This is a genomic window from Ruminococcus sp. CAG:57 (genome assembly GCF_000435935.1).
GTDB classification, from domain to species: domain Bacteria; phylum Bacillota; class Clostridia; order Oscillospirales; family Ruminococcaceae; genus Hominimerdicola; species Hominimerdicola aceti.
In genome coordinates this window covers 13162-35974 of the sequence record NZ_FR890678.1, presented here as the reverse complement: position 1 = coordinate 35974, position 22813 = coordinate 13162, and the positions used below count along the sequence as shown (strand labels likewise).

The 22813-nt window shown below is 42.5% G+C and carries 24 protein-coding genes; 14 read left to right on the top strand and 10 right to left on the bottom strand.

Annotated elements, in window-relative coordinates; all coding sequences use genetic code 11:
- The first annotated feature begins 165 nt into the window (after positions 1–165).
- The gene (locus QVO88_RS00330; RefSeq protein ID WP_022286543.1) at positions 166–1092 is read left to right on the top strand and encodes a LysR family transcriptional regulator; all 927 of its coding nucleotides are present in this window, start codon (positions 166–168) and stop codon (positions 1090–1092) included.
- A 78-nt stretch (positions 1093–1170) separates the two neighbouring features.
- On the opposite strand, the gene QVO88_RS00325 is transcribed toward QVO88_RS00330, so the two are convergent.
- Positions 1171–1653, bottom strand: coding sequence for a metallophosphoesterase (locus tag QVO88_RS00325; RefSeq protein ID WP_022286542.1), 483 nt, complete (start codon positions 1651–1653; stop codon positions 1171–1173).
- A gap of 82 nt (positions 1654–1735) precedes the next feature.
- On the opposite strand from QVO88_RS00325, the gene QVO88_RS00320 reads away from it, so the two are divergent.
- Genes QVO88_RS00320 through QVO88_RS00310 form a run of 3 tightly spaced genes read left to right on the top strand, consistent with a single transcriptional unit; the run spans position 1736 to position 2810 of the window.
- Entirely contained in the window at positions 1736–1996 is a 261-nt protein-coding gene (locus tag QVO88_RS00320; protein ID WP_022286541.1) for a hypothetical protein, read from the top strand.
- Between the two features lie 39 nt (positions 1997–2035).
- Positions 2036–2488, top strand: coding sequence for a hypothetical protein (locus QVO88_RS00315; RefSeq protein ID WP_022286540.1), 453 nt, complete (start codon positions 2036–2038; stop codon positions 2486–2488).
- Positions 2475–2810, top strand: a complete 336-nt coding sequence (locus QVO88_RS00310) for a hypothetical protein (RefSeq protein WP_022286539.1) — start codon at positions 2475–2477, stop codon at positions 2808–2810. The genes QVO88_RS00315 and QVO88_RS00310 overlap by 14 nt, the downstream gene beginning before the upstream one ends.
- Here the strand turns inward: QVO88_RS00310 and fliB are convergent.
- Positions 2807–3910 (bottom strand): flagellin lysine-N-methylase, encoded by a 1104-nt coding sequence (fliB, locus tag QVO88_RS00305; protein ID WP_022286538.1) that lies wholly within the window; start codon positions 3908–3910, stop codon positions 2807–2809. The genes QVO88_RS00310 and fliB overlap by 4 nt on opposite strands.
- Positions 3911–4011: 101 nt before the next feature.
- Positions 4012–4944, bottom strand: coding sequence for a hypothetical protein (locus QVO88_RS00300; RefSeq protein ID WP_022286537.1), 933 nt, complete (start codon positions 4942–4944; stop codon positions 4012–4014).
- A 338-nt stretch (positions 4945–5282) separates the two neighbouring features.
- On the opposite strand from QVO88_RS00300, the gene QVO88_RS00295 reads away from it, so the two are divergent.
- The 3 genes from QVO88_RS00295 (at position 5283) to nrdD (ending at position 6976) form a co-directional block, all read left to right on the top strand.
- Positions 5283–5810 (top strand): SH3 domain-containing protein, encoded by a 528-nt coding sequence (locus tag QVO88_RS00295; RefSeq protein WP_038672938.1) that lies wholly within the window; start codon positions 5283–5285, stop codon positions 5808–5810.
- 23 nt (positions 5811–5833) lie between these two features.
- Positions 5834–6553, top strand: coding sequence for a M48 family metallopeptidase (locus QVO88_RS00290; RefSeq protein WP_022286535.1), 720 nt, complete (start codon positions 5834–5836; stop codon positions 6551–6553).
- Between the two features lie 132 nt (positions 6554–6685).
- Positions 6686–6976 (top strand): anaerobic ribonucleoside-triphosphate reductase, encoded by a 291-nt coding sequence (gene nrdD / locus QVO88_RS00285; RefSeq protein WP_022286534.1) that lies wholly within the window; start codon positions 6686–6688, stop codon positions 6974–6976.
- A gap of 75 nt (positions 6977–7051) precedes the next feature.
- On the opposite strand, the gene QVO88_RS00280 is transcribed toward nrdD, so the two are convergent.
- The 5 genes from QVO88_RS00280 to QVO88_RS00260 form a co-directional block, all read right to left on the bottom strand.
- Positions 7052–7891 (bottom strand): zinc ribbon domain-containing protein, encoded by an 840-nt coding sequence (locus QVO88_RS00280; RefSeq protein WP_288177652.1) that lies wholly within the window; start codon positions 7889–7891, stop codon positions 7052–7054.
- 114 nt (positions 7892–8005) lie between these two features.
- On the bottom strand, positions 8006–10954 hold the full coding sequence (locus QVO88_RS00275) for a YfhO family protein (protein WP_022286532.1): 2949 nt from the start codon (positions 10952–10954) through the stop codon (positions 8006–8008).
- Positions 10941–11888, bottom strand: coding sequence for a glycosyltransferase family 2 protein (locus tag QVO88_RS00270; RefSeq protein WP_022286531.1), 948 nt, complete (start codon positions 11886–11888; stop codon positions 10941–10943). Before QVO88_RS00270 ends, QVO88_RS00275 begins: the two co-directional genes overlap by 14 nt.
- A gap of 78 nt (positions 11889–11966) precedes the next feature.
- Positions 11967–12551 carry a hypothetical protein gene (locus QVO88_RS00265; protein WP_022286530.1) on the bottom strand — a complete coding sequence of 195 codons (585 nt, stop codon included), beginning with the start codon at positions 12549–12551 and terminating at the stop codon, positions 11967–11969.
- 48 nt (positions 12552–12599) lie between these two features.
- The gene (locus QVO88_RS00260) at positions 12600–13469 is read right to left on the bottom strand and encodes an AraC family transcriptional regulator (protein WP_022286529.1); all 870 of its coding nucleotides are present in this window, start codon (positions 13467–13469) and stop codon (positions 12600–12602) included.
- A gap of 170 nt (positions 13470–13639) precedes the next feature.
- Here QVO88_RS00260 and galE point away from each other — a divergent pair, with 170 nt between their 5' ends.
- The 4 genes from galE to QVO88_RS00240 all read left to right on the top strand — a co-directional run bounded on the left by galE (position 13640) and on the right by QVO88_RS00240 (position 16323).
- Positions 13640–14650: a UDP-glucose 4-epimerase GalE gene (gene galE / locus QVO88_RS00255; protein ID WP_022286528.1), complete on the top strand. Its 1011-nt coding sequence runs from the start codon at positions 13640–13642 to the stop codon at positions 14648–14650.
- A gap of 168 nt (positions 14651–14818) precedes the next feature.
- Entirely contained in the window at positions 14819–15235 is a 417-nt protein-coding gene (locus QVO88_RS00250) for an anti-sigma factor antagonist (protein ID WP_022286527.1), read from the top strand.
- 4 nt (positions 15236–15239) lie between these two features.
- Positions 15240–15656, top strand: a complete 417-nt coding sequence (gene spoIIAB / locus QVO88_RS00245) for an anti-sigma F factor (protein WP_138339527.1) — start codon at positions 15240–15242, stop codon at positions 15654–15656.
- Between the two features lies 1 nt (position 15657).
- Positions 15658–16323, top strand: coding sequence for a sigma-70 family RNA polymerase sigma factor (locus QVO88_RS00240; RefSeq protein WP_022286525.1), 666 nt, complete (start codon positions 15658–15660; stop codon positions 16321–16323).
- Positions 16324–16359: 36 nt separating this feature from the next.
- Here QVO88_RS00240 and QVO88_RS00235 read toward each other — a convergent pair whose 3' ends face one another.
- A complete protein-coding gene (locus tag QVO88_RS00235) occupies positions 16360–17769 on the bottom strand; it encodes a helix-turn-helix domain-containing protein (RefSeq protein ID WP_022286524.1) in 1410 nt (469 codons plus the stop codon).
- A gap of 209 nt (positions 17770–17978) precedes the next feature.
- Between QVO88_RS00235 and QVO88_RS00230 the strand changes: the two genes are divergently transcribed.
- From QVO88_RS00230 to QVO88_RS00220, 3 genes are all read left to right on the top strand, one after another.
- Positions 17979–18968 carry a 2-hydroxyacid dehydrogenase gene (locus QVO88_RS00230; protein WP_022286523.1) on the top strand — a complete coding sequence of 330 codons (990 nt, stop codon included), beginning with the start codon at positions 17979–17981 and terminating at the stop codon, positions 18966–18968.
- Between the two features lie 738 nt (positions 18969–19706).
- The gene (locus QVO88_RS00225) at positions 19707–20747 is read left to right on the top strand and encodes a YafY family protein (protein WP_022286522.1); all 1041 of its coding nucleotides are present in this window, start codon (positions 19707–19709) and stop codon (positions 20745–20747) included.
- 2 nt (positions 20748–20749) lie between these two features.
- Positions 20750–21106: a hypothetical protein gene (locus QVO88_RS00220; RefSeq protein ID WP_022286521.1), complete on the top strand. Its 357-nt coding sequence runs from the start codon at positions 20750–20752 to the stop codon at positions 21104–21106.
- A 192-nt stretch (positions 21107–21298) separates the two neighbouring features.
- Here the strand turns inward: QVO88_RS00220 and QVO88_RS00215 are convergent, their stop codons facing one another.
- Positions 21299–22771: a tyrosine-type recombinase/integrase gene (locus tag QVO88_RS00215; protein WP_022286520.1), complete on the bottom strand. Its 1473-nt coding sequence runs from the start codon at positions 22769–22771 to the stop codon at positions 21299–21301.
- Positions 22772–22813 lie beyond the last annotated feature (42 nt).

Below are 22813 nucleotides of genomic sequence, written 5' to 3'. Positions count from 1 at the left end.
GTCAAGAGGTAAATGACTTTGCTTTATGTTAAATAAATGTTAAAAAACGCTCCTTGTGGTTGACAAGTTTTTAACAAAGCTTTATAATGAAATTGACAGAAAGCATATATAATATTATATGACAGCCTTAAAATTTTATATACCGATAACAAAGAAGGGGAAACTATGAATTTAACTCATCTCAGATATATGGTAGAGGTCGAAAGACTTGGGTCTATCACAAAAGCAGCTTCAGCACTTTATATGGGTCAGCCTAACCTTTCAAAAGCCATAAAGGAAATGGAAAGAGAAGTTGGCATACCGATTTTTAAAAGAAGTGCAAAGGGTGTTGTTGCCACAGAAAAGGGCAAACAGTTCCTGCAGTATGCCAAGGCTATACTTGTGCAAATGGATAAAATGGAGAGCCTTTATAAGGATAATGGTGAAAACGCTGTGAACTTCTCTCTGCTTTTGCCAAGGGCAAGCTATATAACCCATGCTTTCACTTGCTTTGTGAACAAGTTAGGCACGAATGTGGAGCTTGACGCAAAAATAAGGGAAACAAACTCCATGGAAGCCATAAACGCAGTGGTGGAATGCGAATATAACATGGGTATAATCCGTTATCCTGTGGCGTATGAGAGCTTTTTCATGTCTATGATAGAAGAGAAAAATCTGAAATATCATAACGTGTGGGAGTTCGATTATGTACTTATCACAAGCGAAAACAGTCAGCTTGCTAAAGAAAAAGAGATAAACGAAACTGTCCTTGATAAATACATAGAGGTATTGCACGGGGATAATATCGTGCCGAATATCTCAGCGACTTATCAGAAGAAAAACGCTGAGCTTAATAATCACAGCAGGCATATTTACGTCTATGAGAGAGGAAGTCAGTTCGATATCCTCTCGGCTTGTCCAGACTCTTTTATGTGGGTAAGTCCTCTGCCAAAGGAGATATTGAAGCGTTATGGCCTTGTGCAGAGAGTTTGTCATAGCTTCAAAAAGACCAATAAGGACGTTCTTATCTATCAGAGCAATTACCGCCTTAGCCATGCGGATCAGATGTTCCTTGATGAGCTTGAAAGGGTAAGAAAAGAGATATCAGAATAATTTTTAGCATAAAAATGCGGGCGAACATGAAAAGTGTTCGTCCGCTTTTTGTTTAACAAGATCTAAGCTCTGAGCATATTATAGGTCAACGTGACTACAGAATATGCCACCGTCCTTTGTAATGTCAATATAGGCATAGCTTGCAGGCTTGCCGTCTCTCGGCTGACCTGCACTGCCGGGGTTTAAAATGTGGATACCCTCCTCATAGGCATAGTAGCGACAGTGTGTGTGTCCGAAAAGTGCTATCTGTGCGCCTATTTCCTTGGCTTTGTAAAAAAGTCTGTCGGTAGAGTATTTCACACCCCACTTGTGGCCATGTGTGAAAAATATCTTTATACCGTCATCGGTCATGTATATGTCATTTTCGGGAGTGAGCGAGGCAAAGTCGCAGTTTCCTGATACGTTTACTATCTTTTTGTCAAGATACTGAACTCTCAGGCTGTCAAGGTCACGTTCGCCGTCACCAAGAAAAATAAACAGGTCGGCGTCGCCGTTTCTCTTGAATATTTTGTGCATTGCAGAATAATTTCCATGAGTATCCGAAAAAACGATTATTCTCATAGTTACACCCCTTTACCAGTTATAACAAGCAATATTATAACATAAATATTTATAAATACTATAGAAAAAAGGAGAATTTTTTATGAGCGCAAAAAACAGCTTCAATTCTATGGATCCAAAAGCCATGCAGGCGCTTCTTGCAGTGGCTTCAAGAAAGCTAGGCACTACTCCTGATGTGCTGAAAGGTCAGCTTGAAAGCGGAGTTTATGACAGGGCGCTTCAGGGTATGCCACAAAACGAGGCTATGATGCTTCAAAAGGCTTTGTCAGATCCGAAAACTGCCGAGAAAATATTGTCCTCACCACAGGCAAGGGCGATATTCAAAAAGCTTCAGGGAAAATAGTATTTTACAGGGCAAAAGCTTGAACAGGCGGTGAAATAATTGGACGATCTGATGAACAAAATACAGAATGTGCTTAATGACGAGGAAAGCATGAAACAGATAAAGGAGCTTGCGGATATGCTCACGGCGGATAACGGCGGACAGGGAGAACAGGGCGGTCAGAGCGAAGCTCCACAAAGCCCCCGGAACATGGACTTTTCTCAGCTTCTCCAAAGCCTAGGCGGCGTTTCTCCTCCTGAGGAAAGCAAGCCTGCGCAAGCGACACAGACAGGGGGGCTTGATATTGCAAAGCTTATGAAGATACAAAGCATTATGCAGTCGGCTTCAAAGCCCGATAAAAATATCCAGCTTCTTCTTGCTCTGCGACCTCTGCTGAAAGAAGAAAATCAGGCGAAAATAGACAGGCTCATAAAAATATTCAAGCTTTTTGCGGTGTATCCCGCACTGAAAGAAAGCGGACTTCTGGGAGGTGATCTGCTTGGCTTATTCTGATGACAATAATTTCACCACCATGCAGGAGGAAGCCATTCGCCGTGTGAGAGAAATGCAAAGGCGTTCACGAAGCATTGTGGGCGTAAGCCCTGATAGCGAGCCTGCATCACCTAAAGCAGAGGAAACCCCTCGCACTCAGAATGTTCATAGCCCACAAAAAGCCCCTCAGAGCAGTTCGCTTTTGAGCGGTCTGCTTGGGGGGAATTTAGGCGATATAAAGATAGACGAGGAAAAAGCCCTTATCGGTCTGCTTATTTACATATTATACAAGCAGGGCGCAGACATAAAGCTTCTTCTGGCGCTTGGTTACCTTCTTCTCTAAAGCGTCCATTCAAGAAGTGCAAGCATAGAAATATCGGAGAAAATATCGGAAAGATAGCTGTCGTCATATATCCTATCCATGTTGTCACCTGAGTATTCTATCTCCTTGCAAAGCTCCTTGACGGTTTCAAAGCGTGCGGGAGCGTCCTGCTCACGACTGAGGTTTATGACCTCTGCGGCAAAAACGAACACTATCATAGCCTTTATTTTTGACAGCAGGTCGAAATCTCTCACAGCTTTAAGAAAATATCTGTATACAAAATACACCGCAAGCTTTTCGTACTCGCCGCTCGTCTGAGCCTTTAAGGGTGCGGAAAGCTTTTTCACAAAGCGGCTTGCGTCCTTTATCTGCTGTGGGAGAATGTCGCCTATAAAGTCAAGACGTTCAAGATATAAAAGCATATTTTCGGCATTTTCCAAAGGCTTTTCAGGAAAAGCCTTTTTCAAGCTCTCCACACGCTCTGCAATTATCTCAGGGTGGGAAAGCTTCTGGGCAATGGCTTTTATCTCCTCTGTATCCTCTTCGTCAAGAGCATATTGTATCTCCGCTGACGCTGAAAGAACGTTCACAAGCCTGTCATGGAGAGAATATTCCCTGTTTTGAAGCAGGTCAATGAAAGCCGTCCGTGCAAAAAGCATGGTTTCAAGAAGCTGGGGATCGAACTCAAGGTCGTCAGGCTCTTCATCTATCTCTTTGGTAAAAAACCTTACAGGCTCATCATCAGAAAGATACATTCTCACAGCTTCTTCGCAGGCAAGTCCCACGCCTGCCTCCTTGTAATCTCCAAACCACTCGTAAAACCTCGGGTGTTCACGGCATATGTCTGAGATGTTTTCCTCACCGTAAGCAAGCTGAACAGAGCAAAGCCCCTTTTCGTTGAGCATAGGGCATTTTCCGTCACAGTGGACAAGATATTTCACGCCCTCGTCTTCTGTAACTGAGTTCACAAACTTCCTGCCTATATCATTGTCAAGCTTTTTGTAAAAGCCGTAGGTGTCCTCGTCTATCTCGATATCCCAATCGGTCATACAGCAGTTGTCAGAACACTGCGAGCCTGTGCAGACAAATTCATCAAATATCTCAGGGTAAAAAAGCTTCATATAAATATCTCCTTATGAGGTGTTGACCTTATTATAATACTAATGCTTTTATCTGTCAACTTTCAGAATAAAAAAAAGGCAGACACCTTGTCCGCCTTTTGTCACTCTTGTGTGAAAACTATCCATTTTATGTTTTTGGGGCTTATCTCGTCAAGATACTCTGACGGCACTGTAACAGTTATCTGCCGTTTTGAAGTCGCCCCTGCCTTGTTCTCAGGTATCTCTTTAGCCACATATATGAAAAGGGAATCCTTGTCCTTGACCGCCCTTACTGCTTTGTAGTCGATATGCTCATATCCCGAAAGCTCTCCTTTTAGAAAAATAACATGGTTGTTGAAGCCGCCTTCGTTTTCAAAAGCTTCCATATCCTTTTTCATTTCCTGAATTTGCAGCTCACCATTGTATTTCAAATAATATTCATTGAAATCATCATAATTTGAAAACATTTTTTGATAGGGGAATGTCATGTTGGCTTCACTGCTGCACTTGTATATCTTTTGCTCAAAAGGAACGTCTGTAAGCTCACTTGTTACATTCTCTGTCTGATAAAGCTTGTTGCTTCCTGCGTAATATACCGTCAATCCGTTTTCACAAACGCTGTAAAGGCTGTCGGCAGAAAGATTTTTTGAGAAAAGCTTCATGCTGCCCTCAGAAAAGTCCTCAGATTCTATGGTAAGAACACCGCTGTCCCCCTCCAAAGAGCTTTCAGCATGTATCACCTGCGTGCTTGTGCATACTGTTATCTCAGCCTCAGTGCCGCTTTTTACGCACTCGCAGAACTCAGCCCAGCGCATATCGCTTTCTTCTGAAGAGTCCATGAAAATCATACCATGCTCTTTAGCCGTGTCAGCGGTTATCTCACTGCCGTTCCATGCCGAGAAAAATATCTTTGCAGGGCTGTCAACGACTTCCTCTTGTTCCATAAACGAAGAGTTTTTAGTATTGACCACGCTCTCTTCAGATCGACCGCAGGCTGAAAAAAGGGTCAGGAACATTGCAGCAGACAATGCACCGCAGATAATTTTTTTATGCAACTTCCTGCCCCCCTTGCTTTTATACTATAAGGGCAACGCCTCCCAAGGCACGCCCTTAAAACTCATTATATCACATTTTGTTGATTCTGTTAATATGTATTTTAATCAAATTAGTAAACGCCTATTTGGCTATAATGTCAAAATATCGGTGCAAATATGGCAAATATCTCAAGAATAGGGCTTAAAGAGTGAAATGTGACAATATTGTAATTAAACTGTCATTGACATTGATGATAAAAAATATTATAATATGTTTATGTACCTGTGCTTTGTTTGCAGGTGTGCAGGTGTGTTCCTGCAAAAGGAGGCGAAATGTGACGGCTTGTGCCGTGCAATATATGGATAATAACAAGAATAACGTTTCCCGCAAGGCTTCGGGAAATACGGCGAGCGTTGTCGCAATAATAGTTGTGGGCATATTTGTGCTGTGCGTGATACTTCTGCTTGCCAAGGGGCTTTTTGCAAGCAATAGTTCAGAAGTGCCAAAGGGTATAAATACTGCCACCATAAATACAAATGAGTCTGTGGCTGAGCCAGTGAACAGCACCGCCCCTGCGGATACGTCCGTTACTGATAACAGCAGTGTGGACGAAAGCGGTGCGGTAACAGATGTGTCCAGCGACGAGTCTAGCCAGACAGATGTGCTTGAGGTAATGTATGTCACAGAGTATGCTTATCTTCATGTGGCACCTGATAATGACGCTGAGAATATCGTTTGTATGTCACCGGGCGTTCAGGTAAACGTTCTTGAATATGAGGATAACGGATATGTGAAGATAAATTTCATGAACATAGACGGTCCACTCACAGGATATATTTATAAGGATTATCTTACAACAGACAGCTCTATAGCAGTACAGTGGTAAAAAATACAGCGCCGCACAAAAGAATGTGCGGCGTTTTTGGATATGGGGGCTTTGAAGTGCCGAAATATAATACTTTTATCGAGGATAAAAACGGAGAGCGCATAGACTTTGTCCTTGACGTTGCCAAAAGAAGTCGCCTTAATATGGGTATGCGTGACGGCACTTTGACAGTGCGTGTGCCTTACGGTTGTTCAAAGCAGCAGCTTGAAAGCTTTATTAATAACAATCTGGGCTGGATAAAAGAGCAAAAAAACAAGGCGTCGGTGGGTCTGCCGAAAGATTTCTGTGATGGCGAAAGGCTCAGACTTTTGGGGAACGAGCTTACCCTGACCCTTGTTCAAGCTGATAAGTATTTTTCTCCCAAGATAGAGGACGGCAAGCTTCTCATTGCCGTGAACAAGACCAGCGACACGACCTATGTAAAAGAGCAGACCACCAAGTTCATAAACGATCTCACAGTGGCGGAGATAACAAAAAGCATGCAGAAAATGTCTGCCTCCACAGGGCTTGTGCCTGAAAAGGTCACAATAAAACCGCTGACAGCAAGCTGGGGAAGATGTATCTCAAACAGGCATATTTCCATAAACTCAAAGCTTATCGTTTTCCGCAGAGAGTGCATTGATTATGTCTGCCTCCACGAGCTTTGCCACTTGGTCTTTATGGATCACAGCAAGGATTTCTGGGCTTTGGTGGGCAAGTTCTGTCCCGATTGGCGAGGCATAAGAGAAGAAATGAAAGGCTGACCATGCAGGCATACCCTACAAAATATACTCATGTGCTTTGTAGGTATTAACTATTGACAAGTACAAGATATTGTGGTATCCTTTTATTGTGGCAACAATATGTACAACAAAGAAAAATGGAGGTAATGTAAAATGGTAAATGTGAACGTAACAGGCGGGGAGATGTCCCAGGCAGAGATAAATTCATATATCGACAGGGCGCAGAAGCTTTACCCTGAAAAGACTATCCAGACTATCGACCTAAAAATAGACGGCGACTTTGTTGACGTTGATTATCACTTTGCAGACGTGCCTTTTCAGCGTATAAGAAGAATAACAGGCTATCTTGTTGGAACTCTCGACAGATTTAACGACGCAAAGAGAGCGGAGGTCCGTGACCGAGTAAAGCATGGTCTTGTAAGCCACAGCGTATCAGAACAGTAAAAATGAAACACGGCATATGTCACCGAAAAAGTGGCATATGCCGTATTTTTTATGGAAGTGTATTGGTGTAGCTTTTTAGACCTTGTTTCCGCAAACGCTGCAAAATTTGGCTCCGCTCTTCAGCTCTGAGCCACAGTGAGGACACTTTTCAGGTGAGGTCTGCTCAACAGGCTGTTCAGCCGTTTCTGTAGGTGGTTCTATAGGCTCAGTCTGTTGTGGTATCTCAGGCTCAACTACGCTCTGTGACATAACAGGCTCGGCATTGTCGGGCTTTCTGAACTGTGACATATCAGGCTGAGCAAAACTCTGTTCTTGCGGTGTAGTCATTGGGATAGGCGCAGGGGCATTGTCAGGCGTCTTTGCGGCAACAGGTATCTCAACGGCGAAATCTTCGCCCATAAGTCTGCCTGCAATAACAAGTCCACCGATAAAAAGCAGGAAAGCCGCAATAAATGGCAGAACATCATCAGCAAGTGAAAGGGCTACCCTGAACTTGTCATTGTCATAGCCCATTGTTATAGCGTTTGAGAAGTGACCTTTTACCGTAACATAGTATATCATTATGCCCTTTGTTATCATCACAACAAGCGGGAAAAGGATAAGAAAGCCTGCGAATGCACCATCAAGCTTTTTCTTGCCCTTTGCTCTTGCAGATGTGAAAAACGCCACAAGGCTGAATATGGCGAGTGCGCATGAAAGACCATAGGTGTTCACATAAGCGAAAATGTCGGGGGTGAACAAAAAGTCTATCTTGTTTGTGAAAACGTTGTTGTAAACGAGCTTTCCCACAGGGTCAGCCAGTGCGCCTGCCGTAGAGAGAATGAATGCGAAAAAACTCAGCAGACACAGGGACATTCCTGCATATGTAAGCTTTTTGGTGTAGATCTTTTTTGCCATTTTGATTAGTCCTTTCATTTGTGAAGTCTTTATCCGCTGTCCGAAAAAATAGGGGCGGATAGAATTTCCGTCCCTATTATAATACTATTTTATAAAAGCCTTGTCAATAGATTTTTTTCGCAACTTCCGTCGCTATTTATCGTTTTTGCCGCTATCCTCGTCCTCACCGAGAATATTTTTCATCATCTCGTTTATGTGCCGAAGCTTTTCGTCATCATCATTGTCAGGTCGGTATATCCTCAGCGGCTCGTCCGTTGTATCAGTTGTGTCATTTATCACAGGGGTTGTGGCTTCCTCACTGCTCTCAGCCGTAAAGTTAGCTTTTGCAAGCACCTTTTTCATGACTTTTCCACGCTTATATTCAAACAGGAATATAAGCACCAACAGGGCAACACCGAAGCCCGTTATGATAAGAGATACCTTCCAATAGTCAGGTGAGAACTTCATTGTTATCTTGTTTTCACCCTGCTCCAAAGGGATAGTTATAAGGCTGTCAAGAGATTTTTCAGCCGTCACCTTTTTGCCGTTCACAGTGATAGTCCAGCCGTTTTCGTATGGTATGGTCGTGAACAGTACAGAGCCGTCATTTTCAGCATTAACAGCGCCTTCGAGATAAGTGTCCTTAAAGCTTGTGACCTCAAGCACATTTTTCTGCATATCAGCGCAGGTCTGTGCAAAGCTGTCATAATCAAAGGTGTAGAAAAGCTGGTCTTTCCAGTAAGCTTCGTTATCGTCATTTGCCACCGTTATGCGTATGCGAAGCTCCTGCCCCTCATAGAATTTGCCAAGATTCATAATAGAATAATTGTCGCCCACAAAGAACTGACCTGCATATTCCATAGGCTCAGAGCCGTCCATATAATCGTCCTCGTCCTGTATCCACACGTTGCAGGAACGCTCATATTTGGTTGGAAGATACATATAAAGATATGAGTCCTTATCCATTTTCACAACATAGTCAATGTGACATTCTGCAATGGAAGTGTCTGTAGGGAAGTATTTCGTGTGTCCGTCAGTGAGCTGAGATGTAGAAACGTTCTCCATTTCGCTGTTTATAACAGGTATCTTTGTGAAATATTCCTTTGTTGTGCCTGCTAGCGCGTTGAATACCATGTTCTGATTTTCAAAAGGATTATCTTCAGAAAGTGACACGTCCTCAATACTAGGCGAAGATACCATGCCAAGACCAAGAGCGTTAGGGTTGTTGTAGAATTTATATGTTGCGTCGCCCTCAGTGTATTCTGTAGTGAGCTTGTATTCCTCAGGGACTTTAACTCTTGTGCCTACAAAAGAGGTGTTGCCCGTTTTGTCCATAAGATATTTTATGTCAAACAGAGCGTCCGTCATGAAAGTTGTGCCGTCATATTTTGTGTAGTGACCGCCGTAAGCATATCCAAGTTTGTGGAGCATCATAAGGGCAGGTGCGTTCATCGTTGAGCTTGAATGTGAAATGCCCTTGTAGCCTGTTCCGATAGGGTCGTTCACGGTTCTGTGGAAAGTTGCCTCCATGCGGTAGAAAAGCGACGGGTCATATTCCTTCATCATTGACACAGCGTTTCTCGTCTGCGTCATGTAAGGTTCATAAGAGGTGTATTTGCTGTATGCAACGTCAGTGTCTATCTTGTCGATAGTGTCAGCGCTGTTTGCAAAAAGCTCAACCGCAAGAACGCCTACCATTACGATACAAACAGCCTTTGATTTTGGATATTTCTTGATAAGATAGATAAGTGCGAAATATGCCGCCAGAGCTATCATGGATACCCATATGCCCTGTATCACATTTGTGGTGTCGCCTGTTTCACTTGTCTTTGTTTCAAAAAGCTGGAAGTGAGAGTAGTTCTCACGCTCACACCAGAAGAGGAACACCATAAGTCCGAAGAAAATTCCGCCGATATTCTTTGCCGTAACGCCCTCGAGGTTTTCAAACGCCCTGAATGCCATTACTATCATCAGGAATGAGAATATGAAAGAATATCTGTAAGGCAGCCAGTTCGGCACTTGGAAGCCGTGCATTGCCATATCAGCAGGCTTTATATACATTAATATAACAAGCAGGAAAGTGAGCAGACCTGTGGAGGTCTTTTCTTTCATTGTTATCCTGTCGTTCATAAAGAACAGCGGAACAAGTATCAATACAGCTGTTCCGCAGTATATCATAGGCATACCCTCAGGGTAAACAGTGTCATATGACATTGGGAAAAGCTTTGTTATGAACGTAAGGAAATCAAATTGCGTTGCAAGTGAGAAATCAGGGTCAGTGAACTCAAACTTGCCAAGCTTCAAAGAATTGTAAACGGTTATAAGAACGAACGCCGCACACATAAGCGCAACAAGCGTGCCGATACCGAAAGCCACACAGCGTGAGAAGAACTTTTTTGGCAATATCCTGCCCTCTCTTGAAAGGCAGTACCAACAGAAGTAGAAAAACGTGAAAATTCCCACCATATAGCCGATGTAGAAATGTGCAATGAACATAAGCGCCAGCGGCACTATATAAGGCACAAGCTTGCCCTCATCAACGAGCCTGTGAACGCCCCAGCATATAAGCGGCAGATAGATAAGTCCGTCAAGCCACATAGGGTCCATAAGCTGTACCACCATGTATGACATAAGTGCATACATGGTAGGGAATATGATAAGTGAGATAGTCTTAGGTTTCTGCACTGATATCTTTTTTAAGAAGAACATGAACGTCACAGCCGCCGTGCCTATCTTTGCAAGCTGTAAAATAAGGATAGAGGTCGCCATCATCGTTCTCGGCAGCAGCACAAGTATCAGCATAAAAGGGCTTGCAAGATAATATGCAAACACACCGAACATTTCTCCGCTGAGGTTTCGTGACCAGTTGTAGATAAAACTGCCGTTGCCATGGAAAGCGTCACGGAACTGCTCGTAGTAGTAAACATACTGACCGTTCAAATCAAGCACAAGCACCGAGCTGTCGCCTATAGGGTGTATCTTGAAAAACGCATAGGCTGAAAACATTATTGCCACAGGCAGAAAGAACACCAAAAAGTACAGCCGCTTATCATAACACCATTTTTTCACAAATGAAAGGGGAGATGTTTTAGTCTTTTCCATTCTTTTTCTCCTCGTCGTCTTTTCTTATGATATCACGGATTATGTATCTAGGTCGCTGTTTTATCTCCTCGTATATCTTTGAGAGATAAAAGCCTATTATTCCAAGACTGAACATTATTATACTCGATGTGAGAAGCTGTAGGATTATGACAGTTGAAAATCCTACCGCCGACGCACCGATAAGCTTTTTGATAAGGGTATGAAGTCCCAGTATGACAGAGAAAATAAACGTTATAACACCGCATACTGTCACTATCTGCAAAGGCGCAGAGGTAAAAGAGGTTATGCTGTTTATGGCGAATTTGAAAAGCCCCTTTACAGACCACTTTGATTCGCCTATCTCTCTGTCAGCAACGTCAAAATATACACGCTCCGTCTTGTAGCCTACCCAGCTTGACATTGCTCTGAAAAACGTCAGCCGTTCAGGCATTGCATTCAGTGAATCTACCACAGCCCTGTCAAGAAGCTTGAAATCGGAAGCCGCTTCCATGTCGAGTCCGCTTGACTTGTTTATCATCTTGTAAAACCACAGAGAGAAAAATTTGTATACAGGGTTTTCCTTTCCCCGGGAATTTTTTCTGCCCTCAACAATGTCAACGTCATTGTTTTTCCAGATGTTGTACATCTCGATTATGACCTCAGGCGGGAACTGCAAATCACAGTCCAGCAGAACGCAAGCGTCGCCCTTTGCAGTTTCAAGTCCTGCAAAAATTGCGCTCTCCTTACCGAAATTTCTTGAAAAGTTCACGCCCACGATATGCTCGTCATTGCGTGCAAGGTTTGAGATTATATCCCATGTTCTGTCCTTTGAGCCGTCGTTTACAAAAACAAGCTCATAGTCTATACCGTTTTCGCTGAGAAGCTTTGAAACAACAGAAGCACATTTTGCAACGTTGCCTTCCTCGTTATAGCTTGGTATTATTATTGATAGCATTTTTCGTTCTCCTATTCTTTGTTGCCTTTATACACAAAACAGAACGCCATTTGTGAACATGACGTTCTTGAAATATCCTTATTTGTTTTCTCTTTCACGGCGTTTTTCATAATCTGTCCTCAGCTTGTTGAAGTTGTAAAGCATGATGAGCAGGAAAATATACACAAGTATCTTTGCTATTGCCGCAATAACGCCTGCAAGGGTGGTGACGAACTCTATTGGTATTAGCCTGTTGAGCAGGTCGCCCCCAAAGTAAATAAACGTCATGAGAGCAAGCTTGTTGAAACTGCCCTGAAGCCTTACAATGTTTGAAACGTCTTCCACAAGCTCTCTGTGGCTGTCAAGCGCCACAAGGAACATTCTCATAAGGTTCAGTGACATATAGACAGTTGCCGCCGACAGCAAAATGCTTATAACGTTCGCCGCCATTGCCGCAGGGGAGAGAAGCTTCAATAGAAGCTGACATACCACCGCAAGAGCGCACATAGCGGAAGAAGTGTAAGCAGACTTTTTAAGATGTGTGAAAGCGTCAGTGCGTTCTTCAGCCTCAGCCGTTCCCACTGCGAAAAATAAAAAGCCTACAAGCTTTATAACGTAATTAGAAGTCCAGCCTGCGTTTAGCATGAAAAGCATGAAAAACGAGCCGACCATAAAGAAATTCATTGTTTAAGACCCTTTCGTAGCTGATTATACCTATTTATTATATCTCATTTATATACCCTTGTCAACCGAAAACGCCTTGTTTTCACCTTTTGTACACAAAGCGTCAGCCCTGTATTCCGTAGGTGACACACCCTTTGTCTTGTGGAATATCCTTGAAAAATAAAGGCTGTCATTATACCCTACCGACCTTGCCACAGCCGACACAGGAAGCTCAGTTTCTTCCAGCAAACGGCAGGCGGCGTTTACACGGAAATCAGTTATATACTGTGCAGGAGAAAGCCCCTCGTATTCCATGAAAGCCCGATATAGCGTGGCACGGCTCACGCCAACGAAATCGGTTGCATTCTCGACCCCTATCCCAAGGGTGTAGTTGTGTGCAATGTAGTTTTTCGCCTTTGTGACATATCCCTTTGCGGTGCTCCCCGAACGGCTTTGACTTCCAGAGCGTTCCATAAGAATGCCCAGCGTGATGTAAAGCTGACCTGTCATTTTCACAAGATCTGAGCTTCTGTTTCCGCTAAGACGATAAATGCGTTCAAGACTGTCTTTAAGCTCGCTTCCAAAGTCTGCGGAGATAACGGGACACTCTCTTGTGAAGCCTGCACGATCAAGGATAAATTCAGCGTCAGAGCCATTGAAGCCTGCCCAGTAGTATTCCCATGGGTCGTTCTTGTCGGCAGTGTATGTTATAACAGTGTAGGGGTAAATGAGAAAGGTGTCCCCTGCGCTAAGGTGATACTCTCCCTGCGGCGTTTTGTATACGCCCTTGCCACTTATGATGTGGTGGATAAGATAATGGTCACGAACACCGCTTCCCCAACTGTGAAGCCCCTGACATTTTTCATAGCCCACGTTGTATACTGACAGCGAAAGTGCGTCCGTCTGGTCTGATTTAAAGGAATGGCGGTCTGTATTCATTCTGTGTGATCCTTTCTGTGAGATGGTCTGTTATAGATATGATAGCATATTTTTATTCTCTTTGCAACAAAAATCCATGTGTTTGAAACAAAAAGGGTATTGCAAAAACGTGAAAATATGGTATAATGTAAGTGTAAGAAAAAACTTGACATATTTGGGAGGTAAAGAATATGGCAAAAATACTCGTTACAGGCGGAGCAGGATTTATCGGAAGCCACACCTGCGTTGAGCTTCTTGAAGCAGGCTATGAAGTAGTTATAGTTGATAACTTTTCAAACTCAAAGCCGGAGGCTCTTAACAGAATAAAGAAGATAACAGGCAAGGACTTTGCTTTTTATGAGGCAGATCTTCTTGACCTTGCGGCGCTCGAAAAGATATTTGAAGAAAACAAGATAGACGCTGTTATACATTTTGCAGGTCTTAAAGCGGTTGGCGAATCTGTTCAGAAGCCTGTTGAATATTACCATAACAACATCACAGGCACTCTCATGCTTATCAAGGCAATGAGAAAATACGGCTGTAAGAAGATAGTTTTCTCATCTTCCGCAACAGTTTACGGCCCTGTAAACAAAGCTCCTTACACTGAGGATATGCCTACATCTGCAACAAACCCTTACGGCTATACAAAGGTAATGATAGAGCAGATACTGAGAGACGTTTATGTTTCCGACAACGACTGGTCAGTTTCACTTCTGAGATACTTCAACCCTATCGGCGCACATAAGAGCGGTCTTATCGGCGAAGACCCTAACGGTATACCAAACAATCTGCTTCCTTACATCTGTCAGGTAGCAGTAGGAAAGCTTGAAAAGCTCGGTGTGTTTGGTGACGATTACGATACTCCTGACGGAACAGGTGTAAGAGATTATATCCACGTTGTTGACCTTGCTAAGGGTCACCTTTGCGCAGTTAAGTATGTAATGGAAAACAAGGGTGTTGAAGCCGTAAACCTCGGCACAGGAAAAGGCTCAAGCGTTTATGACGTTCTTCACAGCTTTGAAAAAGCCTGCGGAAAGAAGCTCCCATATGTAGTAAAGCCAAGACGTGCAGGCGACCTCGCAACCTGCTATGCTGATACAGCAAAGGCAAAGAAGGTCTTTGGCTGGGAAGCACAGTATGGTCTTGATGAAATGACAGCAGATAGCTGGAACTTCATTAAGAATAATCCTAACGGACTTTAATACATAAGCATAGAACATAATAGTTTTCCTAGGCAGGGACACACAAATGTGTGTTCCTGTTTTTTATGCCCTTTTTCCATTCATACAATAATGCGACAAAAAAATCCCACTGTAAGTGATAATATATTTTCAGCGGATAAAACGAAAAGATGAAAGGAATGATAAAGCATGAATGTGGAGATAAAAAACTATCCGTCAGCCAGAACTCTTGTGGCAGAGATATGCGGCGATATCGACCATCATACAGCAAAATATTTCAGGGGAGAGATAGATAAAGCCATTAGAAGCCATAACCCTCTTACCCTTATCCTCGACTATTCTCAGGTGACTTTTATGGATAGCTCAGGCATCGGGCTTGTTATGGGCAGATACAGGATAATGTCAGAAATGGGTGGCGAAGTGATAGTGGCGTCGCCTCCTGCTTATATCCGAAAGGTCTTGCAGCTTGCAGGTATGCACAGACTCACAAAGATAGTCACGGATATTGCCCCGTATATACAAGAGAAGAAAGCAGCTCAGGAACAGAATGAAAGCCCCGATGACAAAACAAAGGAGAGTGATAAAATTGAAACGAAAACCCCTTAATGAAATGAAAGTCAGTTTTCCCAGCTATTCTGAAAATGAGCGCTTTGCTAGAGTTGCAGTCAGCGGTTTCCTTACTCAGCTTGACCCTCAGATCGACGAGCTTGCAGATGTCAAGACCGCAGTGTCAGAGGGAGTCACAAACGCCATTGTCCACGGATACCGAAACACCCTAGGGGAGATATTCATGCAGATAAGGATATTCGAGAACAGACACATCTACATAAAAATAAGGGATAAGGGCTGCGGTATCGCTGATATAGAGCAGGCTATGCAGCCGCTTTTCACCACTGCACCTGAGGAGGAAAGAGCAGGCCTTGGCTTTGCGGTCATGGAAAGCTTTATGGATAAAGTGAAGGTGCGCAGCAAGCTTGGAGAAGGAACTACCCTTATCCTTGAAAAAACCTTGAAAGAAAGAGTATAAAATGAGCAGCATAGTCGAGACCCCTCTTGCAGAAGAAAATCTGGGGCTTGTTCACCTGTGCGCAAACCGCTTCCGCAACCGTGGCATAGAGTATGACGACCTCTACGGTGCAGGCTGTATAGGTCTTGTAAAAGCTGCGAAAGCCTTTGACAGCGACCGTGGTGTGAAATTCTCCACCTATGCAGTGCCAGTGATATTAGGGGAGATAAAAAGGCTTTTCCGTGACGGTGGCACGATAAAAGTGTCACGGAGCATAAAAGAGCTTTCCATGCGCCTTGTAAGAGAGCGTGAGCGATTTTCCATACAGCAGGGGAGAGAACCTACAGTAAGCGAGCTTTGTGAGCTGTCAGGAGAAAGCGAAGAAGCCGTTACTCTAGCCATGAACGTCGCCCTGCCCCCTGTTAGTCTTACTGAAAGCTCAGATGAAGACGACCGCCACGGACAAATAGATATCCCTGTTGATGCTCCTGACATAGAAATTGCTGACAGGCTCTCTCTCCGTCAGGTCATAGCTTCCCTTGAAGCGGAGGATAGAAAGCTTATATATCTGAGATATTTTCAGAATAAAACTCAGATGGAAACGGCAAAACAACTTGGTATGTCGCAGGTGCAGGTGTCAAGACGTGAAAAAAAGCTGCTCACTTTAATGCGTGAACAGCTTAAATAATATCATTACAGTGGGCGGCTTTTGGTCGCCCATTTTTTACAAATAAGACCTGAGTATCTCGATAGTTTCTTCATGTGAGCAAACAGCGTCAGAATCTATAAAGTGCTGAAAATAATCCCAGAAAGCTTGAACAAGGCTCGTTTCGCTTATCTTCAAATAAGAAAAATCAGAGAAGCAGTTGTTTCTGGCAATGATGTTAAGACTTGTGTTGTCAGAAATGTTGATACAAAGATTTTTCGACACCGCAAAATAGTCGTTCTTTATTATCCTGTAGTCTGCCATGCCGTTTTCACAAAGCGATATCATTATCTGTAGCATTATCTTGCGTTCTGCAAGAGTGGGAAAAGTATATGAATTTCTCGGAAGCTCAAAAATCTCTCCCGTCGTCATAAACTCTGCAAGGCCCTTTTCACTGAACAGATTTACAAATTTGTGTTCAGAAAGAGCCTTCTTGCCCATGGTGAGCTTTGCTTTTACAAATTTCTTTGCGTCAGCTGGCAAAAGTGCATGGGCGTTGTATATATCCTCTGTAAGACAAAGCATGGTGCATGGCTGAAAATCCACGCCGATGAAATTTGCGTTGTCATCGTACCAAAAGTAAACATATTCCAAGATATCCACGGCGTGGTCGAGAAGCTTTGCACATTTTGTCTTGAACTTTTCAAACTGCCGCATATAAAATTCTACCATAGGCTTAGATCTGTATATAACGCCCTCGCAATAATCGCTGTCTGTTCTGATCAGAAAATTATTCGTTATCATTATGTTTGGCATGATGTTCGTGGAGTTGAAATATGCCGACGCACCCTCATAATAATAAAAAGCCTCATATTTTTCATGCTTTTGCGCAAGGTGACATATGAACGGAAAAATATCCAGATTGTATTTTGCGGTGTTTTTTTCACCTGAGGTGTTGTCAAAGAAGAACAGATGGTTTATGGCAGACTCGCTGCCTTCTGCGGCAATGGACAACAGATTGGTAAGAAACTCTGTTGGCTGAGCGATGACCTGAATGTCAGAACCATTATGAACATCGCTGCATATAAGCACCTGCAGGTTTTTTCTAAGCTCACGTTTGTCGGTGTAGATGGATATCTCAGGCACAGAGTCAATATCAACTTCTGTCTTGAAAGTCAGAGCGTCAGGATCTTCCATGTTGGTGTTTGCCATATCGTGTATTATCTTTGACACCTGCTTACGGCGATTGTAGACATCTTCCCCCATCTCAGAAATGTTATAAAGCTCCATGAGCCTGCTTTTATCCTCTGTGGAAAGCATGAGCTGCAAGCTTATATTTTCTACAAAATCTACGCTTGGCACTTTCCTTTCACCTTTGAGTATCTTATGAAGATATGTTCTGTCGATACCACATTTTTCGGCAAGGGCTTTTATAGTAATATCTTTTTTCTTTATGTATTCTCTGAGAAGTTCCGAAAATTGTGACATTGGCATCATATCCTTTCTGTAGAAAACAGGCATTTAAAGTATATTTAAAGTATATTTTTACATACCGATACCTATATTATATCCTATTTATGCACAATTGTCAACCTTTGATAATTTTATCTTATTAAGGCAAAAACCGTATATTTTTATAAACAGCTGCAAAAAATACAAGCGTAAAATGAAATACTTTAAAATTTGGAGGAGTTTCCATGAAAATAATATTCTATGACGCAAAGCAGTATGATATAGATTCATTTGAAAAGCAGCGAAAAAACTATCCAGATATAGAAAGCGTTTACCTTGAAGCCGACTTGTCGGAAGACACAGCAAGGCTTGCCGAGGGCTGTGAGGGCGTGTGTGCCTTTGTAAGCTCAACGATAACAGGCTCAGTGCTTAGACGGCTCCATGAACACGGTGTAAAACTTCTTCTTATGCGATGTGCAGGCTATAATAATGTTGATATAAAAGCCGCCGATAAATACGGCATAACAGTGCTTAGAGTGCCTGGGTATTCTCCAGAAGCCGTGGCAGAACACGCCGTGGCGCTTGCGCTTGCAGTAACAAGAAGAATACACAAGGGCTATATAAAGGTAAGAGAGAACAATTTCAGCCTGAATGGTCTTATGGGACTTGATTTTCATGGCAAGACCGCTGGTATAATAGGCACAGGCAGGATAGGTGCGGCAATGTGCAAGATATGCCACGGCTTTGGTATGCGTGTTATAGCTTATGACGTTTATCAAAACCCCGACCTTGATTTTGTGAAATATTATCCCCTTAGCGAAGTCCTGCGGGAAAGCGACCTTATCTCGCTCCATTGCCCGCTGACAGAGGCAAGCTATCATCTTATCAATACTGAAACTATCTCCCTTATGAAAGAGAATGTTGTTTTCGTAAATACCTCCCGAGGTGCGCTTGTGAATACCGAAGACCTTATAAAAGGTATCAGAAGCAGAAAATTCCACGGAGTGGGTCTTGACGTTTATGAGGAAGAAACGGAGAACGTCTTTGAAAACCGACAGGAGGATATCCTAGAAAGCTCCGTGACCGCAAGGCTTCTGTCTTTTCCTAACGTTATCGTCACCTCTCATCAGGGCTTTTTCACCGAAGAAGCCCTAGCCGCCATAAGCCGCACAACGCTTGAGAATGCTTGTGCTTTTGAGAGTGGCAGGATAATAAAAGAAAATCAGGTCAAATAGACCTACGGGAACATTCCCATAAGTCTGGCATGATATAAAAAAAGCGCTGTAAAAAACGTACAACAAAGCCCATGGGTTTCCTCAATATGGAAGTCCACGGGCTTTAATATATCACACAGCAAAAAAAACCATCTGATCTTGAAAAAAGGGTACAGCAAACACACTGTCAGATCAGGACAGAATATGGAAAATTGAAGAGGCATATAACAAAATTTTTGCAGGGTTTAAAAAGCGTGAATATGACGGAAACAACCTTGAAAAGTCAAAATATGCAATATGCTTGATCAGAAATAACGTTCCTTTTTACATAGAAATGGGATCATCAGCCAATGGAAATATGCGAAGAATAATCAATTTTTTTAAAGAATTTGCAAAAACAGCAGACAAAATACAAGAGCGGAATAAAGAATTTCAAAAGTGAATTAATGATATTACAAATGAACTTAAAGAAAAATCTCCATACACTAACAGTATCGCCAAATGTGAATCCAAACTTAGAGAACTTCGTAAAGAGATATACGATAGTATGGGAAAAGGCTGTGATAGTTTTCTGTGATTTTAATAGTAGCCAAAAACATATTTGTAAATTTGTAAATGTCTACAAAATCATTGATTTTATTCTGAAAAACATCTCATATCCATTGACTTGTCCTACGCAACTCGGTACAATATAATAAAGATGAGTAACTAATACCGCATCGTGTTTGGCATTAAATACGTAGACAGGAGATGATAAGTATGGGCAGACAGCCTGTAAAAAATAATCTTATAATGACGCTGGAAGTAATAAAACGGCATTCTGACGTTGATCATAGGCTGACGCAGAAAAATATACAGGAATACTTGCAAACTGATTTTGAACTTACCTGTGACAGAAAAACTGTAAAGCGAAATCTTATGAATTTGATTGAGTTTGGGTTCGATATTGAATATACAGAAATAGAGCGCAAAAATGGTTCGCAGAAATCTGTTGATGATGTGAATGTGATTATCACCGATATATATTATAATCACACATTGGAGCCGAGTGAGGTAAAGCTTATTTCTGACGGCTTGCTGTTCTCAAGGTATGTTACGGGTAGAGAAACGGAGAGACTTATTAGCAAAATTGAAAAACAGTCAAGTCCATTTGCTGAAAATAGAATTAAAGGTTCAGTGAATTATGAAACTATTGGGCATACAGAAAATGCACAGGTGCTTTATACTGTCGAGTTGCTTAATCAGGCAATAGAGGAGAAAAAGCAGATAGAATTTTTATACTGCGAATATGGAACAGATAAAAAACTGCACCCGAAGAAAACTGACAAATATATAATTAATCCATATTACACAGTGACCGCAAACGGCAGGTACTACCTTATTTGCAATGTTGACAAATATGATAATATCGCAAATTTTCGGGTCGATAAAATACTGGAAATACAGTTGATAGATATGCCGCAGAAGGATATACGAAAAACGGCAGGCAACAGCCATGGCTTTGACCTTTCAAAATACATGAAAGACCATATTTATATGTTCAGTGGGGAGACAGTGAATGCAGAGCTTGAGGTAGATCGTTTCCTTATAGGGCAGATAATCGATTGGTTTGGTAAGGGCTTTAACGTGTTGTCAGAAAGCAATGACAAATGCGTAATATCACTAAAGGTCAATGAAAACGCCCTGTTTTATTGGACTATGCAGTATAGTCAGTTTGTTAAAATAATCAAGCCTCAAAGCGTGGCGGACAGAGTTGTATCAGTGGCTAGGGACATTATTTTGAAATATGGGGAGGAGTAGGTATGGCAGAGAATGAAACTGTAAAAAAGATAAATGAGGAGTTACTGGACGCATTTACGTCTTGGTATAATAAGGTTGCTTCAGAAGTGACGCCATCTATGAATTATACATTTTCCAGACCTTTTATAGGAGGTGTGTGTGATAATTTTGGTGCGGGAAAGAAAAACATTATGATCGTGGGTCAGGAAGCAAGAGGTTTGAATGACTATGGTAAATCACTAAAAGAATATCAGATGTGGAGCATCGGATTCATGTCGAAGCAATTGGGTTGTAAGAAATATTTGAAAAATCAGACATACAGTAAAGTCAATTCACCTTTTTGGAGGTTTGTTTGCGGTTTTACTGATTATAGCATATAGTGCTGATTTAGTCAATGAGATTATATGAACAAATCCATATTTTCTTCCCTCAAACAGCGTATTGATGGGCTTTACCAGCTTTCGTGGTAGATGAATATATTGTCGAAACTCACTTTTTTTCTAACAACTTTTCTACCAAAATCGCTCTTTTTCGTTCTCTTTTTCTCGCTATCCATTTTTCGATATTATATTTTATAATGTTGACACTTGTGATTCACCCGTAGCTTTGGGTGTTTCGCTTTTCTTTTTTCTACCACCTGACTTTTTAGGTGAAGGCTTTTCTGCTGTTTTTGATGTAGACCTTACGCTTGCGGATTTCTTGTCCGCAGTCTTTTTTGCTGCCGACTTCTTTCGTGCCGGTTTCTTCTCAGGTGCAGGTTCAACAGTTTCAGCAGTGACTTTTTTCTGTTCTTCTGTTTCAGCTTCACCGCCAAGCACCCTTGCAATAGTCTCCGCAGAAATGACTTTAGCGTTATACTCCAAATGACTATAAAGATTCGCCGTAATTGTATAGTTGCTATGTCCGAGCCATTCCTGGATTGCTTTCATCGGAACATCATTCGCAAGCAATAAGCTCGCACATGAATGTCGCAAATCATGGAAACGCAGATGACGGAGTCCAGCTTTGGTAATGACATAGTGAAAACGGGTTGTCACATACTCAGGTGAGATTAACTTTCCGAAGTTGTCACGGCAGATGAAGCCTTCAAACTCCTTATCGAATGATTTACCGCTGATCTTCTTGAAGTGAGCTTCAAGCTCCTTCTTATCCAACAGCATCTTTTCGATGTGCGGTATCAGAGGGAGCGTTCTTCTTGTGGAATTGGTTTTCAGCCTGTTCTCCACATAGAGCTTTCTGTGACCGTCCTCGTCATAGTCACTGATAACCTTACGCTGAATGGTGATCGTCTTATTGGTGAAGTCGATAGCGTCCCACCGCAGACCAAGCACCTCGCTTCTACGCAGACCGTAGTAGGCTGCGATATGCACGATCAGCTCAAGTTTATCATTTTTGAATGTCTCGAACAGTGTATTCAGCTCGTCCTTATTATAAAAGGTAGCTTCATAACGATCTGCTCTCGGCACGACAAGTTTGTCCATAGGGTGTATCGGGATATATTCCATTTTAACAGCATACGCCAAAGCAGAGTGAATTGCAAGATAATACTGCTTTGCACAGCTACCCTTGCGCCCCTCATCGAGCTTGTGATTGAGGAACTCCTGAACGTGAGTATATCTCAGTGTGCCAAGAGTCAAATCGGGATAATGCTCATCGAGGTACTCTACAAAACGCTTGTTGGAATTCTTGTACGAATTGAATGTAGTACGGGCAAGGTTCGGTCTGACTGCTGTAAGCCACTCGTCGATATAGGCACTCAGCTTCATCTTTGCTTCGGGAGCAGATTCCGTCATAACTGCATACGGCACATCCACCGCAGATTTCGCTTTTGTCTTACCGATCGTTCCCGTTCTGAACTGCTCGTCAAACTCTGCCACGATCTGATCGACCGCTTCTTTCAGAGCCTTCTTTGTGCATTTCTCAGGAAGTTCCGTGTTCACCCATTTACGCTTACGCTTTCCTGCGCTGTCCTTGTAGTCAAAAACAACATACTGTTTTCCGTTCTTCACGGAAGTGATATACTTATAAGGCAGACTTGCTTTCATTATAATGATCCTCCTTCGATTTGAAAGCGGTAGAAGTCTGCT

What these genes read in the sequence shown, in the direction of transcription:
- QVO88_RS00225 (WP_022286522.1), top strand. Translation starts at nt 19,707, where the DNA reads ATGGGCAGACAGCCTGTAAAAAATAATCTTATAATGACGCTGGAAGTA.
- QVO88_RS00330 (WP_022286543.1), top strand. Translation starts at nt 166, where the DNA reads ATGAATTTAACTCATCTCAGATATATGGTAGAGGTCGAAAGACTTGGG.
- QVO88_RS00235 (WP_022286524.1), bottom strand. Translation starts at nt 17,769, where the DNA reads ATGTCACAATTTTCGGAACTTCTCAGAGAATACATAAAGAAAAAAGAT.
- QVO88_RS00220 (WP_022286521.1), top strand. Translation starts at nt 20,750, where the DNA reads ATGGCAGAGAATGAAACTGTAAAAAAGATAAATGAGGAGTTACTGGAC.
- QVO88_RS00320 (WP_022286541.1), top strand. Translation starts at nt 1,736, where the DNA reads ATGAGCGCAAAAAACAGCTTCAATTCTATGGATCCAAAAGCCATGCAG.
- QVO88_RS00275 (WP_022286532.1), bottom strand. Translation starts at nt 10,954, where the DNA reads ATGGAAAAGACTAAAACATCTCCCCTTTCATTTGTGAAAAAATGGTGT.
- QVO88_RS00260 (WP_022286529.1), bottom strand. Translation starts at nt 13,469, where the DNA reads ATGAATACAGACCGCCATTCCTTTAAATCAGACCAGACGGACGCACTT.
- QVO88_RS00215 (WP_022286520.1), bottom strand. Translation starts at nt 22,771, where the DNA reads ATGAAAGCAAGTCTGCCTTATAAGTATATCACTTCCGTGAAGAACGGA.
- fliB (WP_022286538.1), bottom strand. Translation starts at nt 3,910, where the DNA reads ATGAAGCTTTTTTACCCTGAGATATTTGATGAATTTGTCTGCACAGGC.
- QVO88_RS00265 (WP_022286530.1), bottom strand. Translation starts at nt 12,551, where the DNA reads ATGAATTTCTTTATGGTCGGCTCGTTTTTCATGCTTTTCATGCTAAAC.
- QVO88_RS00295 (WP_038672938.1), top strand. Translation starts at nt 5,283, where the DNA reads ATGGATAATAACAAGAATAACGTTTCCCGCAAGGCTTCGGGAAATACG.
- spoIIAB (WP_138339527.1), top strand. Translation starts at nt 15,240, where the DNA reads ATGAAAGTCAGTTTTCCCAGCTATTCTGAAAATGAGCGCTTTGCTAGA.
- galE (WP_022286528.1), top strand. Translation starts at nt 13,640, where the DNA reads ATGGCAAAAATACTCGTTACAGGCGGAGCAGGATTTATCGGAAGCCAC.
- QVO88_RS00280 (WP_288177652.1), bottom strand. Translation starts at nt 7,891, where the DNA reads ATGAAAGGACTAATCAAAATGGCAAAAAAGATCTACACCAAAAAGCTT.
- QVO88_RS00250 (WP_022286527.1), top strand. Translation starts at nt 14,819, where the DNA reads ATGAATGTGGAGATAAAAAACTATCCGTCAGCCAGAACTCTTGTGGCA.
- nrdD (WP_022286534.1), top strand. Translation starts at nt 6,686, where the DNA reads ATGGTAAATGTGAACGTAACAGGCGGGGAGATGTCCCAGGCAGAGATA.
- QVO88_RS00270 (WP_022286531.1), bottom strand. Translation starts at nt 11,888, where the DNA reads ATGCTATCAATAATAATACCAAGCTATAACGAGGAAGGCAACGTTGCA.
- QVO88_RS00290 (WP_022286535.1), top strand. Translation starts at nt 5,834, where the DNA reads ATGTGCGGCGTTTTTGGATATGGGGGCTTTGAAGTGCCGAAATATAAT.
- QVO88_RS00230 (WP_022286523.1), top strand. Translation starts at nt 17,979, where the DNA reads ATGAAAATAATATTCTATGACGCAAAGCAGTATGATATAGATTCATTT.
- QVO88_RS00325 (WP_022286542.1), bottom strand. Translation starts at nt 1,653, where the DNA reads ATGAGAATAATCGTTTTTTCGGATACTCATGGAAATTATTCTGCAATG.
- QVO88_RS00240 (WP_022286525.1), top strand. Translation starts at nt 15,658, where the DNA reads ATGAGCAGCATAGTCGAGACCCCTCTTGCAGAAGAAAATCTGGGGCTT.